General features: G+C 72.4%; 21 protein-coding genes. 11 read left to right on the top strand and 10 right to left on the bottom strand.

The window, feature by feature from the left end; all coding sequences use genetic code 11:
- Positions 1 to 66: 66 nt before the first annotated feature.
- Positions 67 to 1,722 (bottom strand): ABC1 kinase family protein, encoded by a 1,656-nt coding sequence (locus tag ACFEMC_RS17115; RefSeq protein WP_380170760.1) that lies wholly within the window; start codon positions 1,720 to 1,722, stop codon positions 67 to 69.
- Between the two features lie 58 nt (positions 1,723 to 1,780).
- Positions 1,781 to 2,395 (bottom strand): class I SAM-dependent methyltransferase, encoded by a 615-nt coding sequence (locus ACFEMC_RS17110; protein ID WP_380170759.1) that lies wholly within the window; start codon positions 2,393 to 2,395, stop codon positions 1,781 to 1,783.
- A 64-nt stretch (positions 2,396 to 2,459) separates the two neighbouring features.
- On the opposite strand from ACFEMC_RS17110, the gene ACFEMC_RS17105 reads away from it, so the two are divergent.
- The gene (locus ACFEMC_RS17105) at positions 2,460 to 3,026 is read left to right on the top strand and encodes a Uma2 family endonuclease (protein ID WP_380170758.1); all 567 of its coding nucleotides are present in this window, start codon (positions 2,460 to 2,462) and stop codon (positions 3,024 to 3,026) included.
- Positions 3,027 to 3,084: 58 nt separating this feature from the next.
- Here the strand turns inward: ACFEMC_RS17105 and ACFEMC_RS17100 are convergent, their stop codons facing one another.
- The 4 genes from ACFEMC_RS17100 to sdhC are packed head-to-tail and all read right to left on the bottom strand — an operon-like array spanning position 3,085 to position 6,718.
- Positions 3,085 to 3,930, bottom strand: a complete 846-nt coding sequence (locus tag ACFEMC_RS17100; RefSeq protein ID WP_380170757.1) for a succinate dehydrogenase iron-sulfur subunit — start codon at positions 3,928 to 3,930, stop codon at positions 3,085 to 3,087.
- Positions 3,930 to 5,762 (bottom strand): FAD-binding protein, encoded by a 1,833-nt coding sequence (locus ACFEMC_RS17095; RefSeq protein ID WP_380170756.1) that lies wholly within the window; start codon positions 5,760 to 5,762, stop codon positions 3,930 to 3,932. Before ACFEMC_RS17095 ends, ACFEMC_RS17100 begins: the two co-directional genes overlap by 1 nt.
- Positions 5,763 to 5,790: 28 nt before the next feature.
- Positions 5,791 to 6,288: a succinate dehydrogenase hydrophobic membrane anchor subunit gene (locus tag ACFEMC_RS17090; protein ID WP_380170755.1), complete on the bottom strand. Its 498-nt coding sequence runs from the start codon at positions 6,286 to 6,288 to the stop codon at positions 5,791 to 5,793.
- A 13-nt stretch (positions 6,289 to 6,301) separates the two neighbouring features.
- On the bottom strand, positions 6,302 to 6,718 hold the full coding sequence (sdhC, locus tag ACFEMC_RS17085) for a succinate dehydrogenase, cytochrome b556 subunit (RefSeq protein WP_367638629.1): 417 nt from the start codon (positions 6,716 to 6,718) through the stop codon (positions 6,302 to 6,304).
- A gap of 344 nt (positions 6,719 to 7,062) precedes the next feature.
- Between sdhC and ACFEMC_RS17080 the strand changes: the two genes are divergently transcribed.
- The 10 genes from ACFEMC_RS17080 (at position 7,063) to ACFEMC_RS17035 (ending at position 19,717) form a co-directional block, all read left to right on the top strand.
- Entirely contained in the window at positions 7,063 to 8,259 is a 1,197-nt protein-coding gene (locus ACFEMC_RS17080) for a mannose-1-phosphate guanylyltransferase (RefSeq protein ID WP_380170754.1), read from the top strand.
- Positions 8,260 to 8,395: 136 nt separating this feature from the next.
- Entirely contained in the window at positions 8,396 to 9,652 is a 1,257-nt protein-coding gene (locus ACFEMC_RS17075; protein WP_380170753.1) for an amidohydrolase, read from the top strand.
- A gap of 208 nt (positions 9,653 to 9,860) precedes the next feature.
- Positions 9,861 to 10,958, top strand: a complete 1,098-nt coding sequence (locus ACFEMC_RS17070) for a BMP family protein (protein ID WP_380170752.1) — start codon at positions 9,861 to 9,863, stop codon at positions 10,956 to 10,958.
- 53 nt (positions 10,959 to 11,011) lie between these two features.
- Positions 11,012 to 12,526: an ABC transporter ATP-binding protein gene (locus ACFEMC_RS17065; RefSeq protein ID WP_380170751.1), complete on the top strand. Its 1,515-nt coding sequence runs from the start codon at positions 11,012 to 11,014 to the stop codon at positions 12,524 to 12,526.
- Entirely contained in the window at positions 12,523 to 13,737 is a 1,215-nt protein-coding gene (locus ACFEMC_RS17060) for an ABC transporter permease (RefSeq protein WP_380170750.1), read from the top strand. Before ACFEMC_RS17065 ends, ACFEMC_RS17060 begins: the two co-directional genes overlap by 4 nt.
- Entirely contained in the window at positions 13,734 to 15,038 is a 1,305-nt protein-coding gene (locus tag ACFEMC_RS17055; protein ID WP_380170749.1) for an ABC transporter permease, read from the top strand. The genes ACFEMC_RS17060 and ACFEMC_RS17055 overlap by 4 nt, the downstream gene beginning before the upstream one ends.
- Entirely contained in the window at positions 15,035 to 15,466 is a 432-nt protein-coding gene (locus ACFEMC_RS17050) for a cytidine deaminase (protein ID WP_380170748.1), read from the top strand. The genes ACFEMC_RS17055 and ACFEMC_RS17050 overlap by 4 nt, the downstream gene beginning before the upstream one ends.
- Positions 15,463 to 16,746, top strand: coding sequence for a thymidine phosphorylase (locus ACFEMC_RS17045; protein WP_380170747.1), 1,284 nt, complete (start codon positions 15,463 to 15,465; stop codon positions 16,744 to 16,746). Before ACFEMC_RS17050 ends, ACFEMC_RS17045 begins: the two co-directional genes overlap by 4 nt.
- 70 nt (positions 16,747 to 16,816) lie before the next feature.
- Positions 16,817 to 17,320 (top strand): DinB family protein, encoded by a 504-nt coding sequence (locus ACFEMC_RS17040; protein WP_380170746.1) that lies wholly within the window; start codon positions 16,817 to 16,819, stop codon positions 17,318 to 17,320.
- A gap of 108 nt (positions 17,321 to 17,428) precedes the next feature.
- A complete protein-coding gene (locus ACFEMC_RS17035; RefSeq protein ID WP_380170745.1) occupies positions 17,429 to 19,717 on the top strand; it encodes a putative bifunctional diguanylate cyclase/phosphodiesterase in 2,289 nt (762 codons plus the stop codon).
- On the opposite strand, the gene ACFEMC_RS17030 is transcribed toward ACFEMC_RS17035, so the two are convergent.
- The 4 genes from ACFEMC_RS17030 to ACFEMC_RS17015 form a co-directional block, all read right to left on the bottom strand.
- Positions 19,696 to 20,259, bottom strand: a complete 564-nt coding sequence (locus tag ACFEMC_RS17030; RefSeq protein ID WP_380170744.1) for a hypothetical protein — start codon at positions 20,257 to 20,259, stop codon at positions 19,696 to 19,698. The two genes, ACFEMC_RS17035 and ACFEMC_RS17030, sit on opposite strands and share 22 nt — an antisense overlap.
- A gap of 184 nt (positions 20,260 to 20,443) precedes the next feature.
- Positions 20,444 to 20,764 (bottom strand): DMT family transporter, encoded by a 321-nt coding sequence (locus tag ACFEMC_RS17025; RefSeq protein WP_380170743.1) that lies wholly within the window; start codon positions 20,762 to 20,764, stop codon positions 20,444 to 20,446.
- Complete coding sequence (locus ACFEMC_RS17020; RefSeq protein ID WP_380170742.1) at positions 20,761 to 21,102, bottom strand: DMT family transporter; 342 nt, start codon at positions 21,100 to 21,102, stop codon at positions 20,761 to 20,763. Before ACFEMC_RS17020 ends, ACFEMC_RS17025 begins: the two co-directional genes overlap by 4 nt.
- 28 nt (positions 21,103 to 21,130) lie before the next feature.
- A complete protein-coding gene (locus tag ACFEMC_RS17015) occupies positions 21,131 to 22,123 on the bottom strand; it encodes an intradiol ring-cleavage dioxygenase (protein ID WP_380170741.1) in 993 nt (330 codons plus the stop codon).
- Between the last annotated feature and the right edge of the window lie 43 nt (positions 22,124 to 22,166).

Raw genomic sequence — 22,166 nt, 5'->3', positions numbered from 1 at the left:
ACGCTGCCTCCCCGGTGACGATCATCGTCACCGGGGAGGCAACGTTCCTGCTGATGGGCCTCGGGGTCAGCGGCGACGGCGGTGGCCGCGGGCGGTCCACCCGAGGTAGCCGGTGAGCCCCGCGAGGGCCGCGCCGCCGACGGCGACGACCTTCGTCTCGTGCGGTTTGAGCCGCTCGGGGTCCGTCGAGCCGAGCGTCGCGAGGGCCCCGATGCCGGCCGAGACGACGAGGCCGACGACCAGGCGGTTGCCGATGCGCTCCAGCCGGGCCACCAGCGGGTCCAGCTCGTCGGTGCGCAGCGAGACCGAGACGCCGTCGCGGTCGAGGACGTCGAGGAGCCGGCCGAGCTGGCCGGGCAGTTCCACACCGAGCTGGGCGAAGTCCACGCCCGCCTGCCGGACCCGCTTGGCGAGCACGAGCGGGTCGAAGTGGCGCATCACCAGGCGCCGCGCGTAGGGACCGAGGATCCGGCCCAGCTGGAAGTCGGGGTCCAGGCTCGTCCCGAGTCCCTCCGTCATGACGACCATCTTGACGACGAGCGCGAGGTTCCGCGGCAGCGCCAGGTGGTGCCGACGCAGGATCTCCAGGACGTCACGGACGATGTCGCCGACCTTGATCCGGCCCAGCGGCAACCCTTCGTACGTCCGCAGCAGGTGGGCGCAGTCGGTCGTCAGGCGGACCCGGTCGACGCGGTGCTCGGTGACGCCGATCGTCGCGAACGCCGCGGCGATGCGCGCGGGATCGCGGCGGTCGAAGGCCGCGAGCAGCATCGCCAGCTGCTCGCGGGAGCGCTCGTCCACCTCCCCGACCATCCCGTAGTCGAGCAGGCCGATGCGTCCCGACGGCTCGATGAGGAAGTTCCCCGGGTGCGGGTCGGCGTGGAAGAACCCGTGCTCGAACACCATGTCCGCCAGCAGCCGCGTCGCGCGGGCCGCGAGGGCGGAGCGGTCGATGTCGTGCTCGGCGAGGGCGTCCTCGTCGCTGATCTTCACCCCGTGCAGGCGTTCCAGGGTGATGACGCGCGACGTCGTGGTGTCCCAGAACACCTGCGGGATGCGGATGTCGGGGTCGCCGTGGAAGTTGCGCGCGAACCGCTCGGCGTTGTGCCCCTCGGACAGGTAGTCGAGCTCGGCGCGCAACGTGTCCGCGAAGTCGGTCGCCAGGCCCACGACGTCGTAGTCGGCCGCCACCGACCAGCGGCGCGACGCCTGGACGGCGAGGGTCCGCAGGATCTCCAGGTCGCCCTCGACCTCCTCCACGACGCCGGGGCGGCGCACCTTCACGACGACCTGGGTGCCGTCCTCGCGGACCGCGGTGTGGGCCTGGCCGATGGAGGCGCTGGCCAGTGGTTCGCGGCTGAAGTGGACGAACAGCTCCTCGGGGTCGTCCCCGAGCTCCTCCTCCACGGCGTGGCGGACGACCTCCCACGGGACCGCGCTCGCGCTGTCCTGCAGCTTCTCCAGCTCGCGCTGGAAGGCGGGGGACAGCAGGTCGGGGCGGGTGGAGAGGATCTGGCCGATCTTCACGGCCGTCGGGCCGAGCTCCTCCATGACGAGCCGGACGTGCTCGGCGCGGGTGTGGCGTTCGCGTTCGCGGGGCCGGCCGAAGAGGTCCCAGTCGGTGCGCACCCACCGCTCGAGCCCGAGGGCGTCGATGAAGTACCCCAGACCGTGCCGGGACAGGATCCGGCTGATCTGCAGGTAACGGTCCTGGTGGCGCACGCTGTCTCCCCGCGGGTTGCCCTGCCGGGCACTCTACGCAGCGCCGGCCGGACCGACCTCAGGGGCGGGTGAGACGGTGGACGGTCACGGCGGACGGCCCGGCGTGGGGCACGGCGTCGACCGTCCACGAGCGGGCCGCGCCCTCGAGGAACTCCGGTGCCGGCAACCGCCCGGGATCGGCGACGAGCACGCGGCCACGGGGGGCCGTGAGCGCGGGCAGCACGGCGAGCAGGGGAGCGACGTTGCGCCGCTCGTACAGGACGTCGGCCGCGAGCACGACGTCGAACGGCGGGGCCAGGGGAGCGGGGTCGTCCGTCCAGCTCCAGCGTTCCGCCCGCAGCGTCGCGCCGTTGCGCACGGCGTTGTCCCGCAGCAGGTCGATGGAGTCCGGGGCCCAGTCCGCGGCCGTGACGTCGTGTCCGGCCAGGGCCGCGCACAGCGACGGCACACCGAGCCCGGCGCCGACCTCCAGCACCCGCAGCGGCCCGTCCCCGAGCTCGCCGGGGAGCACGTCGGCCAGGACGAGGGCGCTCGGCCACAGCTCGGCCCAGTAGGGGACGAACTCGTCGTGGGCGAACGCCTCCTCGGTGAACAGCGCCTCGAGGTCGCGCGGCATTCGGAGTGAGAGGTGGCGGCCCGCCGCCTGCACGTCGCGGTCGACGAGGTCCAGCACCTGTGGATCGTACCGACCAGCCGGACACCGGTCGGCGATACTGGTCCCGACCGAGGAGGTGGCCGTGGCTGCGGAGTTGAGTGGCGATGCAGTGAGCCTGCTGCACCGCGAGTGGGTGTTCGAGGACCTGCTCGCCCTGCCCGACGACGGGTACCGCTACGAGATCCTGGACGGACAGCTCATCGTGACCCCGCCGCCCTCGGTCCTGCACCAGGACGTGATCGACAACCTGCAGCCGCCACTCCTCGGGCGGGTGCCCGAGGAGTGGCGGCTGAAGACGGGCGTCGGGGTGCGGATGCCCCGGCTGGGGCCGGAGCGCTACGTCATCCCGGACCTGCTGGCGGCGTCCGGGCCGCGACCGGAGCGGTACTACGAGCCGGAGGCCGTGCGCCTCGTCGTCGAGGTGGCGTCGGCGTCCACGGAGCTGCGGGACGCGGGGTCGAAGAAGGCCCTGTACGAGGCGCACGGCGTACCGACCTACCTGCTCGTCGATCCGGCGGCCAGGACCCTCATCGCGTGGGAGCTGGCGGGGGGCGCGTACCGGACGGCGTGGCGGATGACCGAGGACGTCCCCGGCCGGGACCTGCTGGCCGGCGTGAGGCTGGGGGAGCTGACCGCCGAACCCCGCTGACCTCCGGATAGACGAAGGGCCCGACCGCACGTGCGGTCGGGCCCTTCGTCGGCTGCGGTCAGAGCTTGCGCGAGATGAGCGCCTGCTTGACCTCGGCGATGGCCTTGGTCACCTGGATGCCACGGGGGCACGCCTCGGAGCAGTTGAAGGTCGTGCGGCAGCGCCACACGCCCTCCTTGTCGTTGAGGATCTCCAGGCGCAGGTCCGAGCCGACGTCGCGGCTGTCGAAGATGAACCGGTGCGCGTTGACGATCGCGGCCGGACCGAAGTACTGGCCGTCGTTCCAGAACACGGGGCAGCTCGACGTGCACGCCGCGCACAGGATGCACTTGGTCGTGTCGTCGAACCGTTCGCGGTCGGCCTGGGACTGGATGCGCTCACGGGTCGGTTCGGCACCCTTGGCGATGAGGAACGGCATGACCTCGCGGTAGGCCGCGAAGAACGGCTCCATGTCGACGATCAGGTCCTTCTCCACGGGCAGGCCCTTGATGGGCTCCACGAGGATCGGCTTCTTGATGTCGAGGTCCTTGAGCAGCGTCTTGCACGCGAGGCGGTTGCGGCCGTTGATGCGCATGGCGTCGGAGCCGCAGACGCCGTGGGCGCAGGAGCGGCGGAACGACAGGCGGCCGTCCTGCTCCCACTTCACCTTGTGCAGCGCGTCGAGGACGCGGTCGGTGCCGTGCATCGTCAGCTCGTAGGACTCCCAGTGGGGCTCGGAGTCCTGCTCAGGGTCGTACCGGCGCACCTTGAGCGTGATGGTGAAAGAGGGGATCTCACCCTTGGCCGACACGGTGTCGCCCTCGCGCGGGGCCGCGCCGCCGGAACCCTCGCGGGCGCGGTCGGCCGACTTCGCCGGGCCCGCTTCGCCGTTGGTCTCGGCCGGGCTGGTCTCGGACGTGGACATCAGTACTTGCGCTCCATCGGCTGGTAGCGGGTCTGGACGACGGGCTTGAAGTCCAGGCGCGTCGTGTACGACCCGTCGGCGGCGTGCTCGCGGTACACCATCGTGTGCCGCATGTAGTTCACGTCGTCGCGGTTGGGGTAGTCCTCGCGGAAGTGCCCACCGCGGGACTCCTTGCGCTCCAGCGCACCGAGGCACATGGACTCGGCGAGGTCGAGCAGGAACCCGAGCTCGAGGCCCTCGAGCAGGTCGAGGTTGAACCGCTTGCCCTTGTCCTGCACCGAGGCGCGGGCGTAGCGCTCCTTGAGCCGGTCGATGTCGGTGAGCGCCTGCTTCAGGGTCGCCTCGGTGCGGAACACCTGGGCGTTGGCGTCCATCGTGTCCTGCAGCTCGCGACGGATGTCCGAGATGCGCTCGCCCTGGGGGCGGTCGCGCAGGTCGGCCATCCAGTTCACGACGGGCAGCTCGGAACCCTCGGGGACCGCGATCCACTCCGCCTTCGTCGCGTACTCCGCGGCGGCGATGCCAGCGCGACGGCCGAACACGTTGATGTCCAGCAGCGAGTTCGTGCCGAGGCGGTTGGAGCCGTGGACCGAGACGCAGGCGACCTCGCCGGCCGCGTACAGGCCCGGGACGACACGAGTGTTGTCCTGCAGGACCTCCGTGTCGATGTTCGTCGGCACGCCACCCATCGCGTAGTGCGCGGTGGGGTACACCGGGACGGGCTCGGTGTACGGCTCGACCCCGAGGTACGTGCGGGCGAACTCGGTGATGTCCGGCAGCTTCGCGTCGATGTGCGCGGGTTCCAGGTGGGTCAGGTCGAGCAGGACGTAGTCCTTGTTCGGCCCGGCGCCGCGGCCCTCGCGCACCTCGTTGGCCATCGAGCGGGCGACGATGTCGCGCGGCGCGAGGTCCTTGATGGTGGGGGCGTAGCGCTCCATGAAGCGCTCGCCGTCGGCGTTGCGCAGGATCCCGCCCTCGCCGCGCGCGGCCTCGGACAGCAGGATGCCCAGACCGGCCAGGCCCGTCGGGTGGAACTGGTAGAACTCCATGTCCTCCAGGGGCAGGCCGCGCCGGTAGGCGAGGGCCATGCCGTCCCCGGTGAGGGTGTGGGCGTTCGACGTCGTCTTGTAGACCTTGCCGGCGCCGCCGGTGGCCAGGACGACCGACTTGGCCTGGAAGATGTGGATCTCGCCCGTGGCCAGCTCGTAGGCGACGACGCCCGCGATGCGCTTGTCACCCGGGGTGCCGATGGTCGGCGGCGTCTTCAGACCGGGCTGGTCCGCCGCGCCCTCGATCTCCGAGCCCGTCTTCGCCTCGGAGGTGGGGACGAGCAGCAGGTCCAGGACGTAGAACTCGTTGAAGAACTCGACCTCGTGCTTGACGCACTGCTGGTAGAGCGTCTGCAGGATCATGTGGCCCGTGCGGTCCGCGGCGAAGCAGCTGCGCCGCACCGGGGACTTGCCGTGGTCGCGGGTGTGCCCGCCGAACCGGCGCTGGTCGATCTTGCCCTCGGGGGTGCGGTTGAACGGCAGCCCCATCTTCTCGAGGTCGAGGACCGCGTCGATGGCCTCCTTGCACATCACCTCGGCGGCGTCCTGGTCGACGAGGTAGTCACCGCCCTTGACGGTGTCGAAGGTGTGCCACTCCCAGTTGTCCTCCTCGACGTTCGCCAGCGCGGCGCACATGCCGCCCTGGGCCGCACCGGTGTGCGAGCGCGTCGGGTAGAGCTTGGTGAGCACCGCGGTGCGGGCGCGCTGCCCGGACTCCAGGGCCGCGCGCATCCCCGCGCCGCCGGCCCCGACGATGACGACGTCGAACTGGTGGGTCTGCATGGTGTGGTCTCCCGCCTCGTCGTTCCGGTCAGTTCGTGATGCTGGGGACGCCCGCGCTGCCGGCGCGGCAGATCTCCAGGGTGGAGTTCGGGTCCGCGCACGGGTCGAACGTGAAGATGACGAGGGTGCCGACGACGATGACGATGACCGTCGCGACGTAGAGCGCCATCTTGAGCCAGAACCGGGTGGCGTCCCGCTCGGCGTAGTCGTTGATGACGGTGCGGACGCCGTTGGTGCCGTGCAGCTGCGCGAGCCACAGCATCAGCAGGTCCCAGGTCTGCCAGAAGGGGCTGGCCCACTTGCCGGCGACGAAGCCCCAGTCGATCTGGTGGATCCCGTTGCCCGTCATCAGGTTCACGAACAGGTGCCCGAAGACCAGGACGATGAGGACCAGGCCGGACATGCGCATGAACAGCCAGCCGTACAGCTCCCAGTTCGTCCGGGTCGGCTTGTTCCGCTTGTACGGCGAACGCGGGGTTTCCAGGGCCGGGGCGTAGCTGCCGCCGGGGGTCTGATCGGTGCTCACGACGCGTCGCCCCTCAGTGCGTGAAGACGTTGGTCAGGTGACGGACGAGGAAGGGCACCATGAGGACGACCCACAGGCCAACGACGCCCCAGAACAGCTTGCGCTGGTGCTTGGTCCCGCCCGACCAGAAGTCGACGAGGATGATGCGGACCCCGTTGAGCGCGTGGAACACCACAGCGCCGACGAGACCGGCCTCACCCAGGCCCATGACGGGGTTCTTGTACTGCCCGATGACGCCGTTGTAGACCTCGGGCGACACGCGCACCGTGGCGGTGTCCAGGACGTGCACGAAGAGGAAGAAGAAGATCAGCACCCCGGAGATGCGGTGCATGACCCACGACCACATGCCCTCGCGGCCGCGGTACAGCGTGCCTGCTGGTCGTCCGGTCTTCGACTTCCCGACGGGCGCGCCCTGTCCGGGTGGGGTCAGGCTCGTGGCCACCGACGTCCTCCTCGAGTGCTCCTCGACGCCGGGTCCACCCGGGCTCCGGCGCTCAGGCGGCGGCGTCGTGACCACTGTAGGCGCGCAGGCGTGCGAGAGCGGCCCCACGGCCGTCGCCGTGTGGCTTTTGTGATGAAGGACTCACAGCGCTGTGAACAGGGCTGTCGCGCACGTCACGCAGGTCAGCCTCACCTACCTTGGACCACCCCGGGCGTCCGGCGCAACCTCCTACACCCTGTCGGACCTGTCGGTGCGAGCCTCCTGCTCCGTCCGGGCGACCGCACCCGGAGGAGTCGCCGTCACAGCACGTGCGCCCCGGTAGGTTCCGGGTCATGACTGACGGGGGACAGCTCAGCGGGGGCACGACACCGGCCGGACCGGGGTCGTGGGCGTCGTGGTCGGCGGACGACCTGGAGGACGCGCAGATCGACCTGTCCGACTTCCACGCCGTCGTCCCGGCGGGCGGCGCCGGCACTCGCCTGTGGCCGCTCTCGCGCAGCGACCGGCCCAAGTTCCTCCTCGACCTCACCGGTCGCGGCCGCACGCTGCTGCAGCAGACGTGGGACCGCCTGCTGCCCCTCGCCGACGCCGACCGGCTGCTCGTGGTCACGGGCCGCTCGCACGCCGACGCCGTCGCCGCGCAGCTGCCGGACCTGCCCGAGGCCAACATCCTGCGCGAGCCCGCGCGGCGCGACTCCGCCGCCGCCATCGGCCTCGCCGCCGCCGTGCTGGTGCGCCGCAACCCCGACGCCGTGCTGGGCTCCTTCGCCGCCGACCACAACATCTCCGGTCGCGACGACTTCGAGAGCTCCGTGGAGGAGGCCGTCGTCACCGCCCGCCGCGGCTTCGTCGTGACGATCGGCATCGCGCCGTCGCACCCGGCCACGGGCTTCGGGTACATCCGCCTCGGCAAGCGGCTGCGGCTGCAGGGCGCCCCGAACGCGCGCCGCGTCGTGCAGTTCAAGGAGAAGCCGGACGCCCGCACCGCCTCGGCGTACCTGTCGACGGGGGACTACCGCTGGAACGGCGGCATGTTCGTCACGCGCGCCGACGTCCTGCTCGAGCTGCTCGCCACCCACGCCCCCGCCCTGCACGCCGGCCTGCAGCGCATCGCCGACGCGTGGGAGACGCCGCAGCGCGAGGCCGTCCTGGAGGAGCAGTGGAGCGCGCTGCCCGCCATCGCCATCGACCACGCCGTGGCCGAGCCCGCCGCCGAGGAGGGCCGCGTCGCCGTCGTGCCCGCGACCTTCGGCTGGGACGACGTCGGGGACTTCTCCTCCCTGGCCGAGCTCCTGCCCGCCGACGTGGACCAGCCCAAGGTCCTCGGCGACGCCGACCTCGTCATCACCGAGGGCGTGGCCGGGGGGCTCGTCGTACCAGGCAACGGCCGGGTCGTCGCCCTGCTCGGGGTGGACGACCTCGTCGTCGTCGACACCCCCGACGCGCTCATGGTGACGACGCGGGCGCGGGCGCAGGAGGTCAAGAAGCTCGTCGAGCGGGCGCTCGAGGCGGGGCTCGACGTCGTCTGAGGTGCCGCTCGCGGAGAGGGATCGTTGACGCTTCGTGCTCATAGGTTGAGCTCGCTGCGTCGACGGTCCCTCCCCGGGGGCGACCGGCGGGGGTGAGGTCGGCGGGTGGGCGCGGGCGCGGGTAGCGTCGGGTGCCGTGACGAGCGACACGAGCAGCCCGCGGACCGAGACCGGTTCCGGGGGTTCGTCGGAGCTCGGCCCGCGCGTCGCGGACCGTGTCGCCGACCTGGTCCTCGCGCACGAACCCACGGCCCGGTCGCTGCGCCGCGACCTGCACGCCCACCCCGAGCTTGCCCGCGCCGAGCACCACGCCACGGCCAGGCTCGCCGAGCTGCTGACCGCCGCCGGGGCCGAGGTGAAGCTGCTGCCGGGCACCGGCCTCATCGCCGACCTGGGACCGGACGCCCCGCGGGAACGGACGATCGCCGTCCGCGCCGACCTCGACGCCCTGCGCACGCCGGAGTCGACGGGCCTGCCGTACGCCTCGACCGTCCCCGGCGTCGCGCACGCCTGCGGCCACGACGTGCACACCGCCTCCGTCCTGGGCGCCGGGCTCGTCCTGGCCGACCTGGCGCGCACGGGCGACCTGCCGCACCGCGTACGGCTGTTGTTCCAGCCCGCCGAGGAGGTCATGCCCGGGGGCGCCCTCGACGTCGTCGGTGCCGGGGCGATCGACGACGTCGTCGCGATCTACGGCCTGCACTGCGACCCCAGCCTCGACGTCGGCACGGTCGGGCTCAAGGCCGGCCCGATCACCTCGGCCTCGGACCACGTCACGGTCCGGCTGCGGGGGACCGGGGGCCACACGTCCCGCCCGCACCTTGCCGGTGACCTGGTGTTCGCGCTCGGGCAGGTCATCACCCAGCTGCCCGCGGTCCTCGCCCGCCGCGTCGACCCGCGCGCCGGCGTGAACCTCACGTGGGGCGCCGTCCACGCCGGCGACGCCGCCAACGCCGTCCCCGCCGAGGGTTTCGCCGCGGGCACCCTGCGCTGCATGGAGACCGAGGCCTGGCACCACGCGGGTGAGCTCGTCGAGGGCGTCGTGGCCGACCTCGTGCGCCCCTACGCCGTCCGCGCCGAGGTCGACCTCGTCCGCGGGGTCCCGCCGGTCGACAACGACATCCACGCCACGGCCGCACTCGACGCCGCCGCCCGCGCCCTGCTCGGCGACGACGGCGTGCTGCCCACCCGGCAGTCCCTGGGCGGGGAGGACTTCGCCTGGTACCTGCACCACGTCCCCGGGGCGATGGTGCGCCTCGGCACGCGCACCCCCGGCGGCCCCACGTACGACCTGCACCGCGGCGACTTCGCCCCCGACGAGGGGGCGCTCGCGGTCGGGATGGGGGTGCTGGCCCTCACCGCGCTGTCCCCGCGGGCCCTGCCGGGCTCCTGAGGTCGTTCCCGTCCGGTTGCGTGACCTGGTCGTCACCCGGCAGCGGCACCCGGGTGAGGTGACCGGCCGGAAGGTCTCGATCTGGACAACCTGACTGCTCGACGGCGCTGACCGCGGGTTTTCGCACACTACGATGACCGCGCGTTCGCACCTGCTCGCGCCGGGCCGACGCCACGATGCGATCCACCCCGACCTGGAGGACCTCACCATGACTTCGATCCACCGCCTCGCCCCGGTGGCAGCCGTCGGCGTCGCCGCCCTGCTGCTCGCCTCCTGCGGCAGCCGGCCGACCGACACGCAGGGGTCCTCCGGTGGCACCGCGAGCGGCTCGGGCGAGAAGTTCAGCGCCTGCATGGTCCTGGACACCGGCGGCGTCGACGACCGCTCGTTCAACCAGTCCTCCTACGCCGGCTTCAAGGCCGCCAAGGAGGAGAACCCGAACATCGACATCACCTACGTGGCCTCGAACAGCGACGCCGACTACGTGCCGAACCTCAACGCCGAGGTCGGCAAGGGCTGCGGCACCATCGTCGCCGTCGGTGGCCTCATGTCCGACGCGGTGAAGGAGGTCGCGGAGCAGAACAAGGACCAGAAGTTCGCCGAGATCGACTCCGCGCCCGTCGCCGACAACGTCTACGGCTTCGAGTACAACACCGTCGAGGGCGGGTTCCTCGGTGGCTACCTCGCCGCGGGCATGACCAAGACGGGCACCGTCGGCACCTGGGGCGGCCTGCCGATCCCGCCGGTGACGATCTACATGGACGGCTTCTGGGAGGGCGTCCAGTACTACAACCAGCAGAAGGGCAAGACCGTCAAGGTCCTGGGCTGGGACGAGAAGAACCCCAGCGGCGGCACCTTCTCGAACTCCTTCGTCGACCAGGCCGCCGGCCGGTCCATCACCGAGACCCTGGCCTCGCAGGGCGCCGACATCGTCATGCCCGTGGCCGGGCAGTCCGGCCTGGGTGCGGGCGCGGCGGCCGAGGCCGCCGGTGGCAAGCTCAACCTGATCTGGGTCGACACCGACGGCTGCGTCAGCGCCGAGCAGTACTGCAAGTACTTCATCTCCTCCGTGACGAAGAACCTCACCGACGCCGTCAAGGACTACGTCGTCAAGGCCGCTGAGGGCAACGCCCCCACCGGCGCCTACGTCGGGACGCTGAAGAACGAGGGCACCGGGCTGGCCTCCTTCCACGACTTCGACGCCCAGGTCCCGGCCGAGCTCAAGACCGAGCTCGACACGGTGAAGCAGGACATCATCGACGGCAAGATCCAGATCACCTCGCCCAGCGCCATCAAGGCGAGCTGAGCCAGGACCACCGCAGGACCGACGACGACGGCGACGAGGGGAACGACCCGAAGGTGCAACTGGAACTCAAGGGCATCACGAAGCGGTTCGGACCCCTCGTCGCCAACGACTCCATCGACCTCGTCGTCCGCGAGGGCGAGATCCACGCCCTGCTGGGCGAGAACGGCGCCGGCAAGAGCACGTTGATGAACGTGCTCTACGGCCTGTACACCCCCGACGAGGGGCAGATCCTCGTCGACGGGAAGCCCGTGGAGTTCTCCTCCCCGGGCGACGCGATGGCCGCCGGGATCGGCATGGTGCACCAGCACTTCATGCTCGTCCCGACGTTCACCGCGACCGAGAACATCGTGCTGGGCGCAGAACTCACCTCCGGCGGAGGCTTCCTCGACCGGCGGCGCGCCCGCCAGCGCGTCGAGGAGACGTCGCAGCGCTTCGGCCTGGCGATCCCGGCCGACACCCTCGTCGCCGACCTCGCGGTCGGCGTCCAGCAGCGCGTCGAGATCGTCAAGGCGCTGCTGCGCGACGCCAAGGTCCTGGTCCTCGACGAACCGACGGCGGTGCTGACCCCCGCCGAGACCGACGACCTCATGCGCGTCATGCGCGAGCTCGCCGACGCCGGGACGTCGATCGTGTTCATCACCCACAAGCTGCGCGAGGTCAAGGCCGTCGCGGACCGCATCACCGTCATCCGCCGCGGCAAGGTCGTGGGGGAGGCGTCCCCGCAGGCCTCGCCCGAGGAGCTGGCCGCGCTCATGGTCGGGCGCGACGTCCGCCTGCGCGTGGACAAGCAGGACGCCGCACCGGGCGCCGCCGTGCTGCAAATGGCCGGCGTGCGCGTCGTGGACCCCTCGGGCGCCGTGCTCCTGGACGACATCGACCTGCAGGTACGGGCCGGTGAGGTCCTCGCCGTGGCCGGCGTCGACGGCAACGGCCAGACGGAGCTGACCCGCAGCATCGTCGGCCTGCAGCCCGTCGACTCCGGCAGCGTGACGGTCTCCGGGACCGACGTGACGGGCCGCCCCATCGCCGAGGTCCTCGCCCTCGGCGTCGGGTACGTCCCGGAGGACCGCCTCCACGACGGCCTCGTGGGGTCGTTCAGCATCGCCGAGAACCTCGTGCTCGACCTCGTCGACTCGCCCTCCTTCGCCAGCGGTCCCTCGGTGAACCGCGAGGCCGTGCGCCGCAACGCCGACGAGCGCATCGCCGAGTTCGACATCCGGACCCCGTCGGCGCAGGCGGCCGCCTCGACGCTGTCGGGCGGGAACCAGCAGAAGGTCGTGCTGGCGCGGGAGATGTCCCGTCCCCTCGACCTGCTCGTCGTCGCGCAGCCCACCCGCGGGGTCGACGTCGGCAGTCAGGAGTTCGTCCACCAGCGGATCGTCGCCGAGCGCGACCGCGGTGCGGCCGTTCTGCTGGTGTCCACCGAGCTCGACGAGGTGCGGGCGCTCGCCGACCGCATCGTCGTGATGTACCGCGGCCGGATCGCCGGTGAGGTCGGCCCGGACGCGACGCAGGAAGAACTGGGTCTGCTGATGGCAGGCGCCACCACCGGGAAGGACGACGCGTGAGTTCCCCCTCGTTGGAGAAGGACCGGAAGGCGCCGGCACCGTCGCGCCGGCTGTACTGGGGCGGTTCCTGGCTGGTGACCGTGTTCGCCGTCGTGGGCGCGCTGCTCGTCGGGGCCGTGCTCATCGTCATCGGCGACAAGCCCTCCCGGCAGAGCCTGGGGTACTTCTTCTCCTACCCGCAGGACTTCCTGCTCAACGTCTGGTATTCGGTGCGCGACGCCTACGTGGCGCTGCTGCAGGGGGCCGTCTACAACCCGAACTTCAGCGGGATCAACGCGCTGCGGCCGATCTCGGAGACCCTCGTCAACGCGACGCCGCTGATCCTCGCGGGTCTGGCCGTCGCGCTGTCCTTCCGCGTCGGGTTGTTCAACATCGGCGCCCAGGGCCAGATCATCGTCGGGGCGGTCGCCGCCGCCTGGGTGGGGTTCGCCGTCGACCTGCCCGTCGTGCTGCACCTCGTCGCCGCGCTGGTGGCCGGGGTCGCCGGCGGGCTGGTGTGGGGCGGGATCGTGGGCCTGCTCAAGGCCCGCACCGGCGCCCACGAGGTCATCACGACGATCATGCTGAACTACGTCGCGGTCAACCTGCTCACCTACCTGCTGGGGGTGCACGGGTTCCAGCGCGCGCCCTACACGCAGGCCATCTCCGAGCCGGTGGCGGACACCGCCGTCCTGCCCAAGCTGCTGGGTTCCTCGCTGCGGGTGAACCTCGGGCTGGTGCTCGCGGTCCTGGCGGCGGTCGCTGTGTGGTGGCTGTTCGAGCGTTCACGCCTGGGGTTCCGGCTGCGCGCGGTCGGGGCGAACCCGAACGCCGCCCGCACGGCCGGCATGGCCGTCGGTCGCCTGCAGGTCGTCTCCATGGCGCTGGCCGGTGGCCTCGCCGGTCTCGCCGGCGCCACGCAGGTCCTCGGCGTCACGGGCAGCGTGACGGGCAGCGTCGCCGGGAACATCGGGTTCGACGCCATCACCGTCGCGCTCCTGGGGCGGAACAACCCCTACGGCGTCATCGCGGCCGGGCTGCTGTTCGGTGGCCTGCGCGCGGGCGCGGTGCAGATGCAGTCCGTGACGGGCGTCCCCGTCGACCTCGTGGGGGTCCTGCAGGCCCTCGTCGTCCTGTTCATCGCGGCCCCCGCCCTCGTGCGGGCCGTGTTCCGGTTGCGCGCCGGCGGCCCCGCCGTGGGTGCTGAGTTGTCGGGAGGGTGGACCCGGTGAGCGGTTCGGCCAGCGCACAGGCCCCCGCGGCCGTCGTCGAGCTCGCGCACGTCGAGCCGCCCGTCAGCCTGCGCAAGCGGGTCGTGACCGGGGCCCTGCTCGTCGTCGTGGGTCTCGTGACCGTCCTCGGCTGGGGCGTCGGGTCCGGCTCCTCGGACGCGACGTTCCGCTTCGGGGGCGGGTCGTCGGTGACGCTGCCCGACCTGACCCTCCCCGGCACGGTCACCCCGGTGGTCCTCGGGATCGTCGTCGTGCTGCTCGGGCTGTTCCAGCTGGCCCGCGGTTTCCGCGCCCGGCGCAGCCCGGTCGTCGTCGCGGTCACCCTCGTCTGCTTCGTCGTGGCCTTCCTGTGCTGGGTCATGAGCGGTGCGGACGCGCAGTCGATGGACCTCGTCAAGCTGCTGCAGCAGACGGTGTTCCTGGCGACCCCGCTCATCCTCGGCGCCCTCGCCGGCGTGCTCGGCGAGCGCAGCGGCGTCGTGAACGTCGCCATCGAGGGGCAGATGCTCACCGGTGCCTTCGCCGGTGCGCTCGTGGGGTCGATGGCCGGGAACCTCGGAGCCGGCGTCGTCGGCGCCGTGCTCGCCGGTGCCGTCGTCGGGTGGCTGCTCGCGGTCTTCGCCATCCGCTACCGGGTGAACCAGGTGATCCTCGGTGTCGTCCTCAACGCCGCGGCGCTCGGGTTCACGGGCTGGGCCTACAAGGCCCTCATGCAGTCCGACACCCAGCGGTACAACTCCCCGGGCGTGCTGTCGCCGATCCGCATCCCCGTCCTCGCCGACGTCCCCGTGCTCGGTCCGCTGCTGTTCCAGGCGAACGTCCTCGTGTACGTCATGTACGTCGTGATCGTCGCCCTGCAGGTCGTGCTGTTCCGCACGAAGTGGGGGCTGCGCACCCGCGCCGTGGGGGAGCACCCCAAGGCGGCCGCGACGGTCGGGATCGACGTCCTGCGCGTCCGGTACGTCAACGTCGTCGTCGCCGGCGGGATCGCCGGGCTGGCCGGGGCGTACCTGTCCATCGGGACCATCGGGCCGTTCACCGAGAACATGTCGGCCGGCAAGGGGTTCATCGCCCTGGCCGCCGTGATCTTCGGCCGGTGGAGCCCGCGCGGCGCCGTCGGTGCCTCCCTGCTCTTCGGGTTCTTCGCGGCCCTGCAGACGCTGGTCGGGATCCTGCAGGGTCCGGCCGCGGTGCCCTCCAGCTTCCTCGCGATGCTGCCCTACCTCGCGACGATCCTCGCCGTCGCCGGGTTCGTCGGCCGCGTCCGGCCGCCGGCCGCGAGCGGGGAGGTGTACCCGTGACCGACGCGCCCGTCGTCGACTGGGACGCCCTGCGGGCCGCCGCGCGTGCGGCGCTGGAGCACTCCTACGCGCCGTACTCGAGGTTCCCCGTCGGCGCGGCCGCGCTCGTCGACGACGGCCGGGTCGTGTCCGGGGCGAACGTCGAGAACGCCTCCTACGGCGTCACGCTGTGCGCCGAGTGCACGCTCGTCGGACAGCTGCAGATGACGGGCGGCGGACGCCTCGTCGCGTTCGCCTGCGTCGACGGCGCGGGGAACCTGCTCATGCCGTGCGGGCGCTGCCGCCAGCTGCTGTTCGAGTTCGGCGGGCCCACCCTCCTCGTGGACTCCCCGCGCGGGACCGTCCCCATGACCGAGGTCCTGCCCGACGCGTTCGGGCCGCACGACCTCACCGATCCCGACCGCAAGCCCGGAGAGGCGCCCCAGTGACCCAGCAGTTCGCCGCCGTCGACGTCATCCGCACCAAGCGCGACCGGGGGGAGCTGTCGGACGCGCAGATCGACTGGGTCGTCGACGCCTACACCCGCGGCGACGTCGCCGAGGAGCAGATGTCCTCCCTCGCGATGGCCGTCCTGCTCAACGGGATGACGCGGCGCGAGGTCTCGCGGTGGACGTCGGCGATGATCGCCTCCGGTGCCCGCCTCGACTTCACCGACCTGCCGCGACCCAGCGTCGACAAGCACTCCACCGGCGGGGTGGGGGACAAGGTGACGCTGCCGCTGGCCCCGCTCGTCGCGGCGTGCGGTGCCGCCGTGCCGCAGCTGTCCGGTCGCGGCCTCGGTCACACCGGCGGGACGCTCGACAAGCTCGAGGCCATCCCCGGCTGGCGCGCGTCCCTGACGCTGCCGGAGATCCGTGCCCAGCTCACCGACCTCGGCGCCGTCATCTGCGCCGCCACGGGGGACCTCGCCCCGGCCGACAAGAAGCTCTACGCGCTGCGCGACGTCACGGGCACGGTCGAGGCCATCCCGCTCATCGCCAGCTCGATCATGAGCAAGAAGATCGCCGAGGGGACCAGCGCGCTCGTCCTCGACGTGAAGACCGGGTCGGGCGCGTTCATGAAGGAGCTCGCGCAGTCCGTCGAGCTCGCGCGGACGATGGTCGACCTCGGCACCGACGCCGGGGTGAAGACGGTCGCCGTCGTCACCGACATGTCCACCCCGCTGGGCCGCACGGCGGGCAACGCCCTCGAGGTCCGCGAGTCCGTGGAGGTCCTCGCCGGGGGCGGGCCCGCCGACCTCGTCGAGATCACGCTCGTCCTGGCGCGCGAGATGCTCGCCGCCGTCGGCCTCGACGCCGTCGACCCGGCCGACGCCCTCGCCGACGGCCGCGCCATGGACGCCTGGCGTCGCATGATCACCGCGCAGGGCGGCGACCCGGACGCGCCGCTCCCGGTCGCCCGGCACACCCACCAGGTGCTCGCGCCTGCCGACGGGTTCCTCGACGTCGACGCGATGGCCGTGGGCGTCGCCGCGTGGCGGCTCGGCGCGGGCCGGTCCCGACGGGAGGAGGCCGTGCAGGCCGGCGCGGGCGTCGAGCTGCACGCCGTCCGCGGGGACGGCGTGCGCGCCGGCCAGCCGGTCATGACGCTGCACACCGACACCCCCGAGCGGTTCGAGTGGGCGCTGCAGGCGCTGGAGGGCGGGTTCCCCGTCACCGCGCAGGCGCCCGCGGCCCGGCCGCTCGTGCACCAGCGCGTCACGGCCTGAGCGCCGTGTGTGAGGGCCGCGCGGCTCGGTGGGGGGCTCGTTGACGCATCCGGCTCAACCTAGGAGCGCGGTGCGTCGACGAGCCCAACCCCCGAGCGCCGAGGAGGTCACGGGGGCGGGGCTGCGGGAGCAGCTGGACGCCTTCCTCGACGAGCACCGCGCGGCGCTCGCGGCGTGCCTGGACGGGCTCAGCGAGGAGCAGGCGCGGCGGCGGCTCGTGCCCTCGGCGACGACGCTGCTCGGGCTCGTCAAGCACGCCACCTTCGTCGAGCGGGTGTGGTTCGAGGAGGCGGTGACGGGACGCAGCCGGGCCGAGCTCGGGCTCGAGGCCGGTCCCGCGGAGTCGTTCGTCCTGACCGCCGAGGACACCGTCGCCTCGGTGCGTGCCGCCCACGCCGCCGCGTGCGACGCCTCGCGCCGGGCCGTGGCCCACCTCGGTCTGGACGACGTCGTCGTGGGGAACCGGCGCGGACCGCTGCCACTGCGGTGGGTCCTGTTGCACGTGCTGCGGGAGCTGGCGCAGCACTGCGGGCACGCGGAGATCCTCCGGGAGCAGGTGCTCGCGGCGGGCTAGGGGGTTCCTCCGCGGCCAGGACGTGCGAGGGTGCCACCCGAACGGCCCAGTGCGCGATCAAGGAGCGGGCGCAGCGCACCGAAGGACCGGGGGATGAGAGGAGTCCACGTGTTCCAGGCAGGGGTGCGAGCACCGCGCCGTCCGCGCGGGGCGCCCGCGTACCTCCTGGTCGCCGCCGGGCTCACCGCCGCGTACCTGCTGCCGCTGCCCGACGCCGTGCGGTCGGTGGGGGTCAGCCTCTTCGGGGTGAGCGCCCTCGTCGTCTCCGCCGTCGTCGTCCGCCGCCGGCGCCCCGGTCCCGCCTGGACCTGGTCGCTCGTGCCGGTGTGCGCCGGCCTCTTCCTGCTCGGCTCGGCGCTGCGGCCGCTGGCGCAGGGGTGGACCGGCCTGGCCGCCTTCGCCCCCGACCCGTTCTCCCTGGCCGGGTACGTCCTCCTCGTCGTGGTCCTGACGCGCATGGCGCGAGGGGTCGGCGGACTGCGACGGGAGGTCGTGTGCGACGTCCTCGTCGCGAGCCTGGCCGCGGCGGCCGCGGCCGTGCAGTTCCTCGTGCTCCCCGTGCTGGAACTGCCGGGACGCACCGTCTTCGGGTCGATCCTCGCCGGCGTCTACCCCCTGTTCGACGTCGTCCTCGTGCTCCTCGTCCTCGACGTCATCATGAGCGCCCCGGGCGTCGTGGCGCACCGCTGGCTCACCGGTGCGGTGGCCTGCCTCCTCGTGGGGGACCTGGCGTACGCGGTGCTGGGTCGGCAGGGGCACTTCGTCGCCCCGACCGCGTTCGACGCCCCCTTCCTCCTCGCCTACTTCCTGATCGCGGTCGCCGTCCTGCACCTGCCCCGCGCGGGGCAGGACCCGGTGCACCCCACGTCCACGTTCGACGCCTGGTCGGCGCCGCGGCTCGTGGTCCTGTGCCTGTCGCTGCTGGGCGCCGCCTACCTCGCGAGCGTCCGCACCGACCAGGGACCCGTCGGTCAGAGCGCCTCGTTCACGCTCCTGTGCGTGATGATCGGCCTCGTCGTGGTCAGGGCCGTCTCGGCGGTCAACGGGCAGGCCGCCGCCAAGGCCGTCCTGGAGCACCGGGCGACTCACGACGCCCTCACGGACCTGCCCGGTCGCGACGAGTTCGAGCGCCGCGTCGACGCGCTCCTGGCCGCCGACACCGCCGACGCCCCGGAGCGGTACGTCCTGTTCGTCGACCTCGACGGGTTCAAGCGCGTCAACGACACCCACGGGCACGTCGTGGGCGACATGCTGCTGTGCGAAGTGGCCGCCCGGATGCGGGCCGTGGCCCCGGCGGACGCGGTGCCGGCCCGCCTGGCCGGTGACGAGTTCGTCCTGGCCGTCGCCGGGCCCGACACCGCCGCCGTGCGCTGCGCGACCGACCTGCTCGACGCGCTGCGCCGACCCGTGCGCCTCCCGGTCGGCGACGTCGTCGTGTCCGCCTCCATCGGGCTCGCGCCCGTGCGCTCCACCCTGTCGGTGGCCCTGCGCGAGGCGGACCTGGCCATGTACCGCGCGAAGTCGCAGGGTCGCAACCGGCACGTCCTGTGGGACGACGCCCTGCGCCGCGCGATCGGCGACGAGGTCGAGTTCGAGCTCGACCTGCGCTGCGCCGTGGCGGAGCAGACCCTGGAGGTCCACTACCAGGCGATCGTCTCGCTGGCGACGGGCGTCCCGCGCGGGGTCGAGGCCCTGCTGCGCTGGAACCACCCGCTGCACGGGCCGATCTCCCCGGCCGTGTTCGTGCCCGTCCTGGAGGAGACCGGTCTCGTGCTCGAGGTCGGCCGCTGGGTCCTCGACACGGCGCTCGCCGACCTCGCGGCCTGGCGGGACGCCGGCGTCGTCGGCGAGGACTTCCTCGTCTCCGTCAACGTCTCACCGCGGCAGCTGCTGGACCACGACTTCGCCGACACCGTGCACGGCCTGCTCGCCGTCCGCGGGATCGCGGGCGACGCGCTCCTGCTCGAGATCACCGAGTCCTCGATGCTCGAGAAGGACGACCGCACCCTGGAACTGCTGGACCGGTTGCGCGGTCTGGGCGTCGGCCTGGCCGTCGACGACTTCGGGACGGGGTACTCCGCGCTGAGCTACCTGCGCAGCTTCCCCGTGACCCGCGTGAAGGTCGACCGCAGCTTCGTCTCCGGTCTGGGGGGCGCCGACGCCGACGCCGCGGTCGTCCGCGCCGTCGTGGCGGTCAGCGAGGCCCTCGGGCTCGCCGTCACCGCCGAGGGTGTGGAGACCGAGGAGCAGCGGGCCGTCCTGGCCGGCCTCGGGGTCGGGCACGGGCAGGGCTGGTTGTGGCACCGGGCCCAGTCCGCGCGGGACGTGGCCGCCTACCTGCACGACGCCGGTGCGCTGCACCACCGGCGACCGGTTCAGGCCGACGCGAAGTCGTAGGCCCAGTAGGTCTGCTCGTCGAGGCGTTCGCCCGTGGTCTCGTGGCCGAAGGAGTTCACGATCCGCCCGATGAGGCGGGGCAGCGCCAGCCGTTCGTCGTTGTAGCGGCAGATGTCCAGGCTCGCGATGCCGCGGTTGTCGTGGACGACGCGGCACATCGCCTCGACGAGCGTGACGAACACGCCGCTGCTGCGGTACGCGGGGTGGACCCCCACGCAGCCGATGTACCAGATGCTGCGCTCGGCGAACTGCCGCGGCCAGCGCTGCTCGTAGTAGGCCTCGGACAACTGGTACACGGTGGACAGGTCGTTGGAGAACGTCGCGAAACCGCAGAGCACGTCGAGGTCGACGTCCCGCACGACGTACTTCAGGACGCGTTCGTCGGCGCACACCTCCTCGAACTCGTCGCGGGTCATGAGGTGCTGCTGCACGGCGCGGGTGGCCAGGCCCGCGAAGGCGAGTTCGTAGACCTTCCACGCCTGTTCCAGGTCGTCGCCGGTGAGCGTGGTCGTCGTGTCGAGAACGGTCGTCGCGCGCGGCATGTCGTCTCCTCCAGGGGCGGGTGGGATGACCGGATCCTGCCAGGACGCGTGCACCGTACGTGACGTCTGGTGATCTTGGCCACCCTTCCGGCGCACCGAGTTTCCCCCGGACGGGCGCCCCGGGCACCGTGCGTTCCGGTCACCGGAAGCCGAACGGGTGAGTTCCTGGGGAAACCCCGGGAGTTCAGTGGGCGCCGAGTTCGACGAGCAGCACCCCGGCGGCGATGAGGGCCAGGCCGAGGGCCGTCGTGCGCGTCAGCGGGTCCCCGAACACCGCCCGCGCGAGCAGTGCGGTGAGCGCGATGCCGACCGCGGACCACACCCCGTACGCGACGCCGACGGGCATCCCCGCCCGCAGGGCCAGGGAGAGGAAGCCGAACGAGACGAGGTACCCGGCGGCCGTGACGGGCAGCCACCGGCGACGGCGGCCGCCGTCGGACATCCGCAGGACGGCGGTCGCGGCGACCTCGAACAGCACCGCGCCGGCCAGGAACGCCCAGCTCACCCGTCCTCCCCGGGGTGGCGCGCACCGAGTTCCACGAGCAGCACTCCGCCGACGATGAGCGCGATCCCCGCACCCATCACGGGCGTGAGCGGTTCGGCGAACAGGAACGCCCCGGCGACCGCGGTGAGGGTCACCCCCGTCGCGGCCCACAACCCGTACGCGACGCCGATGGACATCCCGGCGCGCAGCACCGCGGCCAGGAGGACGAAGGCGGCCGCGTACCCGGCCACGACGAGGACGAACCACGCCGGGTCGTCGTTCGCGGCCCGCAGGGCCAGCGTCGCGCTGACCTCCGACAGGACCGCCCCGGCCAGCAGGCCCCAGGTTCTCGTGCGCACCCGGGCACGCTACCGGCCGGGCAACTCCTCAGGCCGCGGCGGAACCCGGGGCGCCCGACGGCGGGGTCCCACCCGCGCCGGGGGCGGGGTGGCCGGAACTGTCCGACCCCATGCCGGCCATCGTGCCCGCGGTGGGTTCGGTCGTGGTGTCCACCCCGACGGTCAGCGTCAGGGTGTAGCCCGTGGTGGGGTCGCCCTCGTACGTGGGCGTCTGGGAGGCGCCGCCGTCGTCGCCGAACACGTTGTCGGTGTCCAGGCTCACCTTCGCGAAGTTCGTCACCGACGCCTCGTACCCCGAGGTGGCGTAGACGGTGGTGCAGGCGTCGGCGGGCAGTGCCACCTGCGACGTGGCGATGCAGTTCGCGACGTCGCTGATCTCGTCGACCGACGGGTACACCTCGAAGTGGACGTGCGGCCAGCGGCCGTCGTAGCAGGCCGGGTAGATGCTCGTGAACGTCACCTTCCCGTCGGCGTCGGCCACCTGGACCCCGCGCAGGTAGTTCTCGTCGGCGATGTCGCTGGAGTAGAGGGAGTACTCACCGTCCCGGTTGCAGTGCCAGACGTAGACGGCGACGCCCTCGAACGGGACGTTCCCGCCCGCGAGGTCGACGACGTCCAGGGTGAGGGTCATGGGGACCCCTTCGGCCGTGGTCGTGCTCGAGCCGAAGCTGGAGCGGATGTCGCTGCGGACGACCCCGCTCTGCTCCAGGACGTCCGGGCCGTTGGAACCGTCGCCGGGGTAGGGGCCGGCGGTCTCGTCGGGGATCTCGGTGAGCGAGGTGGTGCTCGCCGTGGTCGCGCTGGTCGAACTCGAGGCGGACGACCCGGTGGTCGTGTCGTCGGCCCCGCACGCCGCGAGCGTCAGGCCGGTGGCACCGAGGCCGAGCAGGCCCAGGGCACGGCGGCGTCCGACCCCGCGGGAGGTCATCCGCGTCGTCATCGTCGCGATGTCGAACGCCAGCCCCTGGTCGTCGACGTCCTCGTGGGGGCGGGGGAGCGGGCGGCCTTCGTAGCTCGTCATGGGTACACCGTCGGTGCCCCACCCCAGGACGAGCGGTGGGCAG

It is taken from the genome of Kineococcus sp. DHX-1, assembly GCF_042473625.1.
Taxonomy (GTDB): domain Bacteria; phylum Actinomycetota; class Actinomycetes; order Actinomycetales; family Kineococcaceae; genus Kineococcus.
Note: the sequence above shows the minus strand (reverse complement) of the source record. Positions and strands in the feature narration are given on the sequence as shown.

Excerpts from the sequence above, each read along its gene's own strand:
- ACFEMC_RS17100 (WP_380170757.1), bottom strand. The coding sequence starts at position 3,930 with ATGTCCACGTCCGAGACCAGCCCGGCCGAGACCAACGGCGAAGCGGGC.
- ACFEMC_RS17095 (WP_380170756.1), bottom strand. The coding sequence starts at position 5,762 with ATGCAGACCCACCAGTTCGACGTCGTCATCGTCGGGGCCGGCGGCGCG.
- ACFEMC_RS17080 (WP_380170754.1), top strand. The coding sequence starts at position 7,063 with ATGACTGACGGGGGACAGCTCAGCGGGGGCACGACACCGGCCGGACCG.
- ACFEMC_RS17070 (WP_380170752.1), top strand. The coding sequence starts at position 9,861 with ATGACTTCGATCCACCGCCTCGCCCCGGTGGCAGCCGTCGGCGTCGCC.
- ACFEMC_RS17030 (WP_380170744.1), bottom strand. The coding sequence starts at position 20,259 with ATGCCGCGCGCGACGACCGTTCTCGACACGACGACCACGCTCACCGGC.
- ACFEMC_RS17015 (WP_380170741.1), bottom strand. The coding sequence starts at position 22,123 with ATGACGAGCTACGAAGGCCGCCCGCTCCCCCGCCCCCACGAGGACGTC.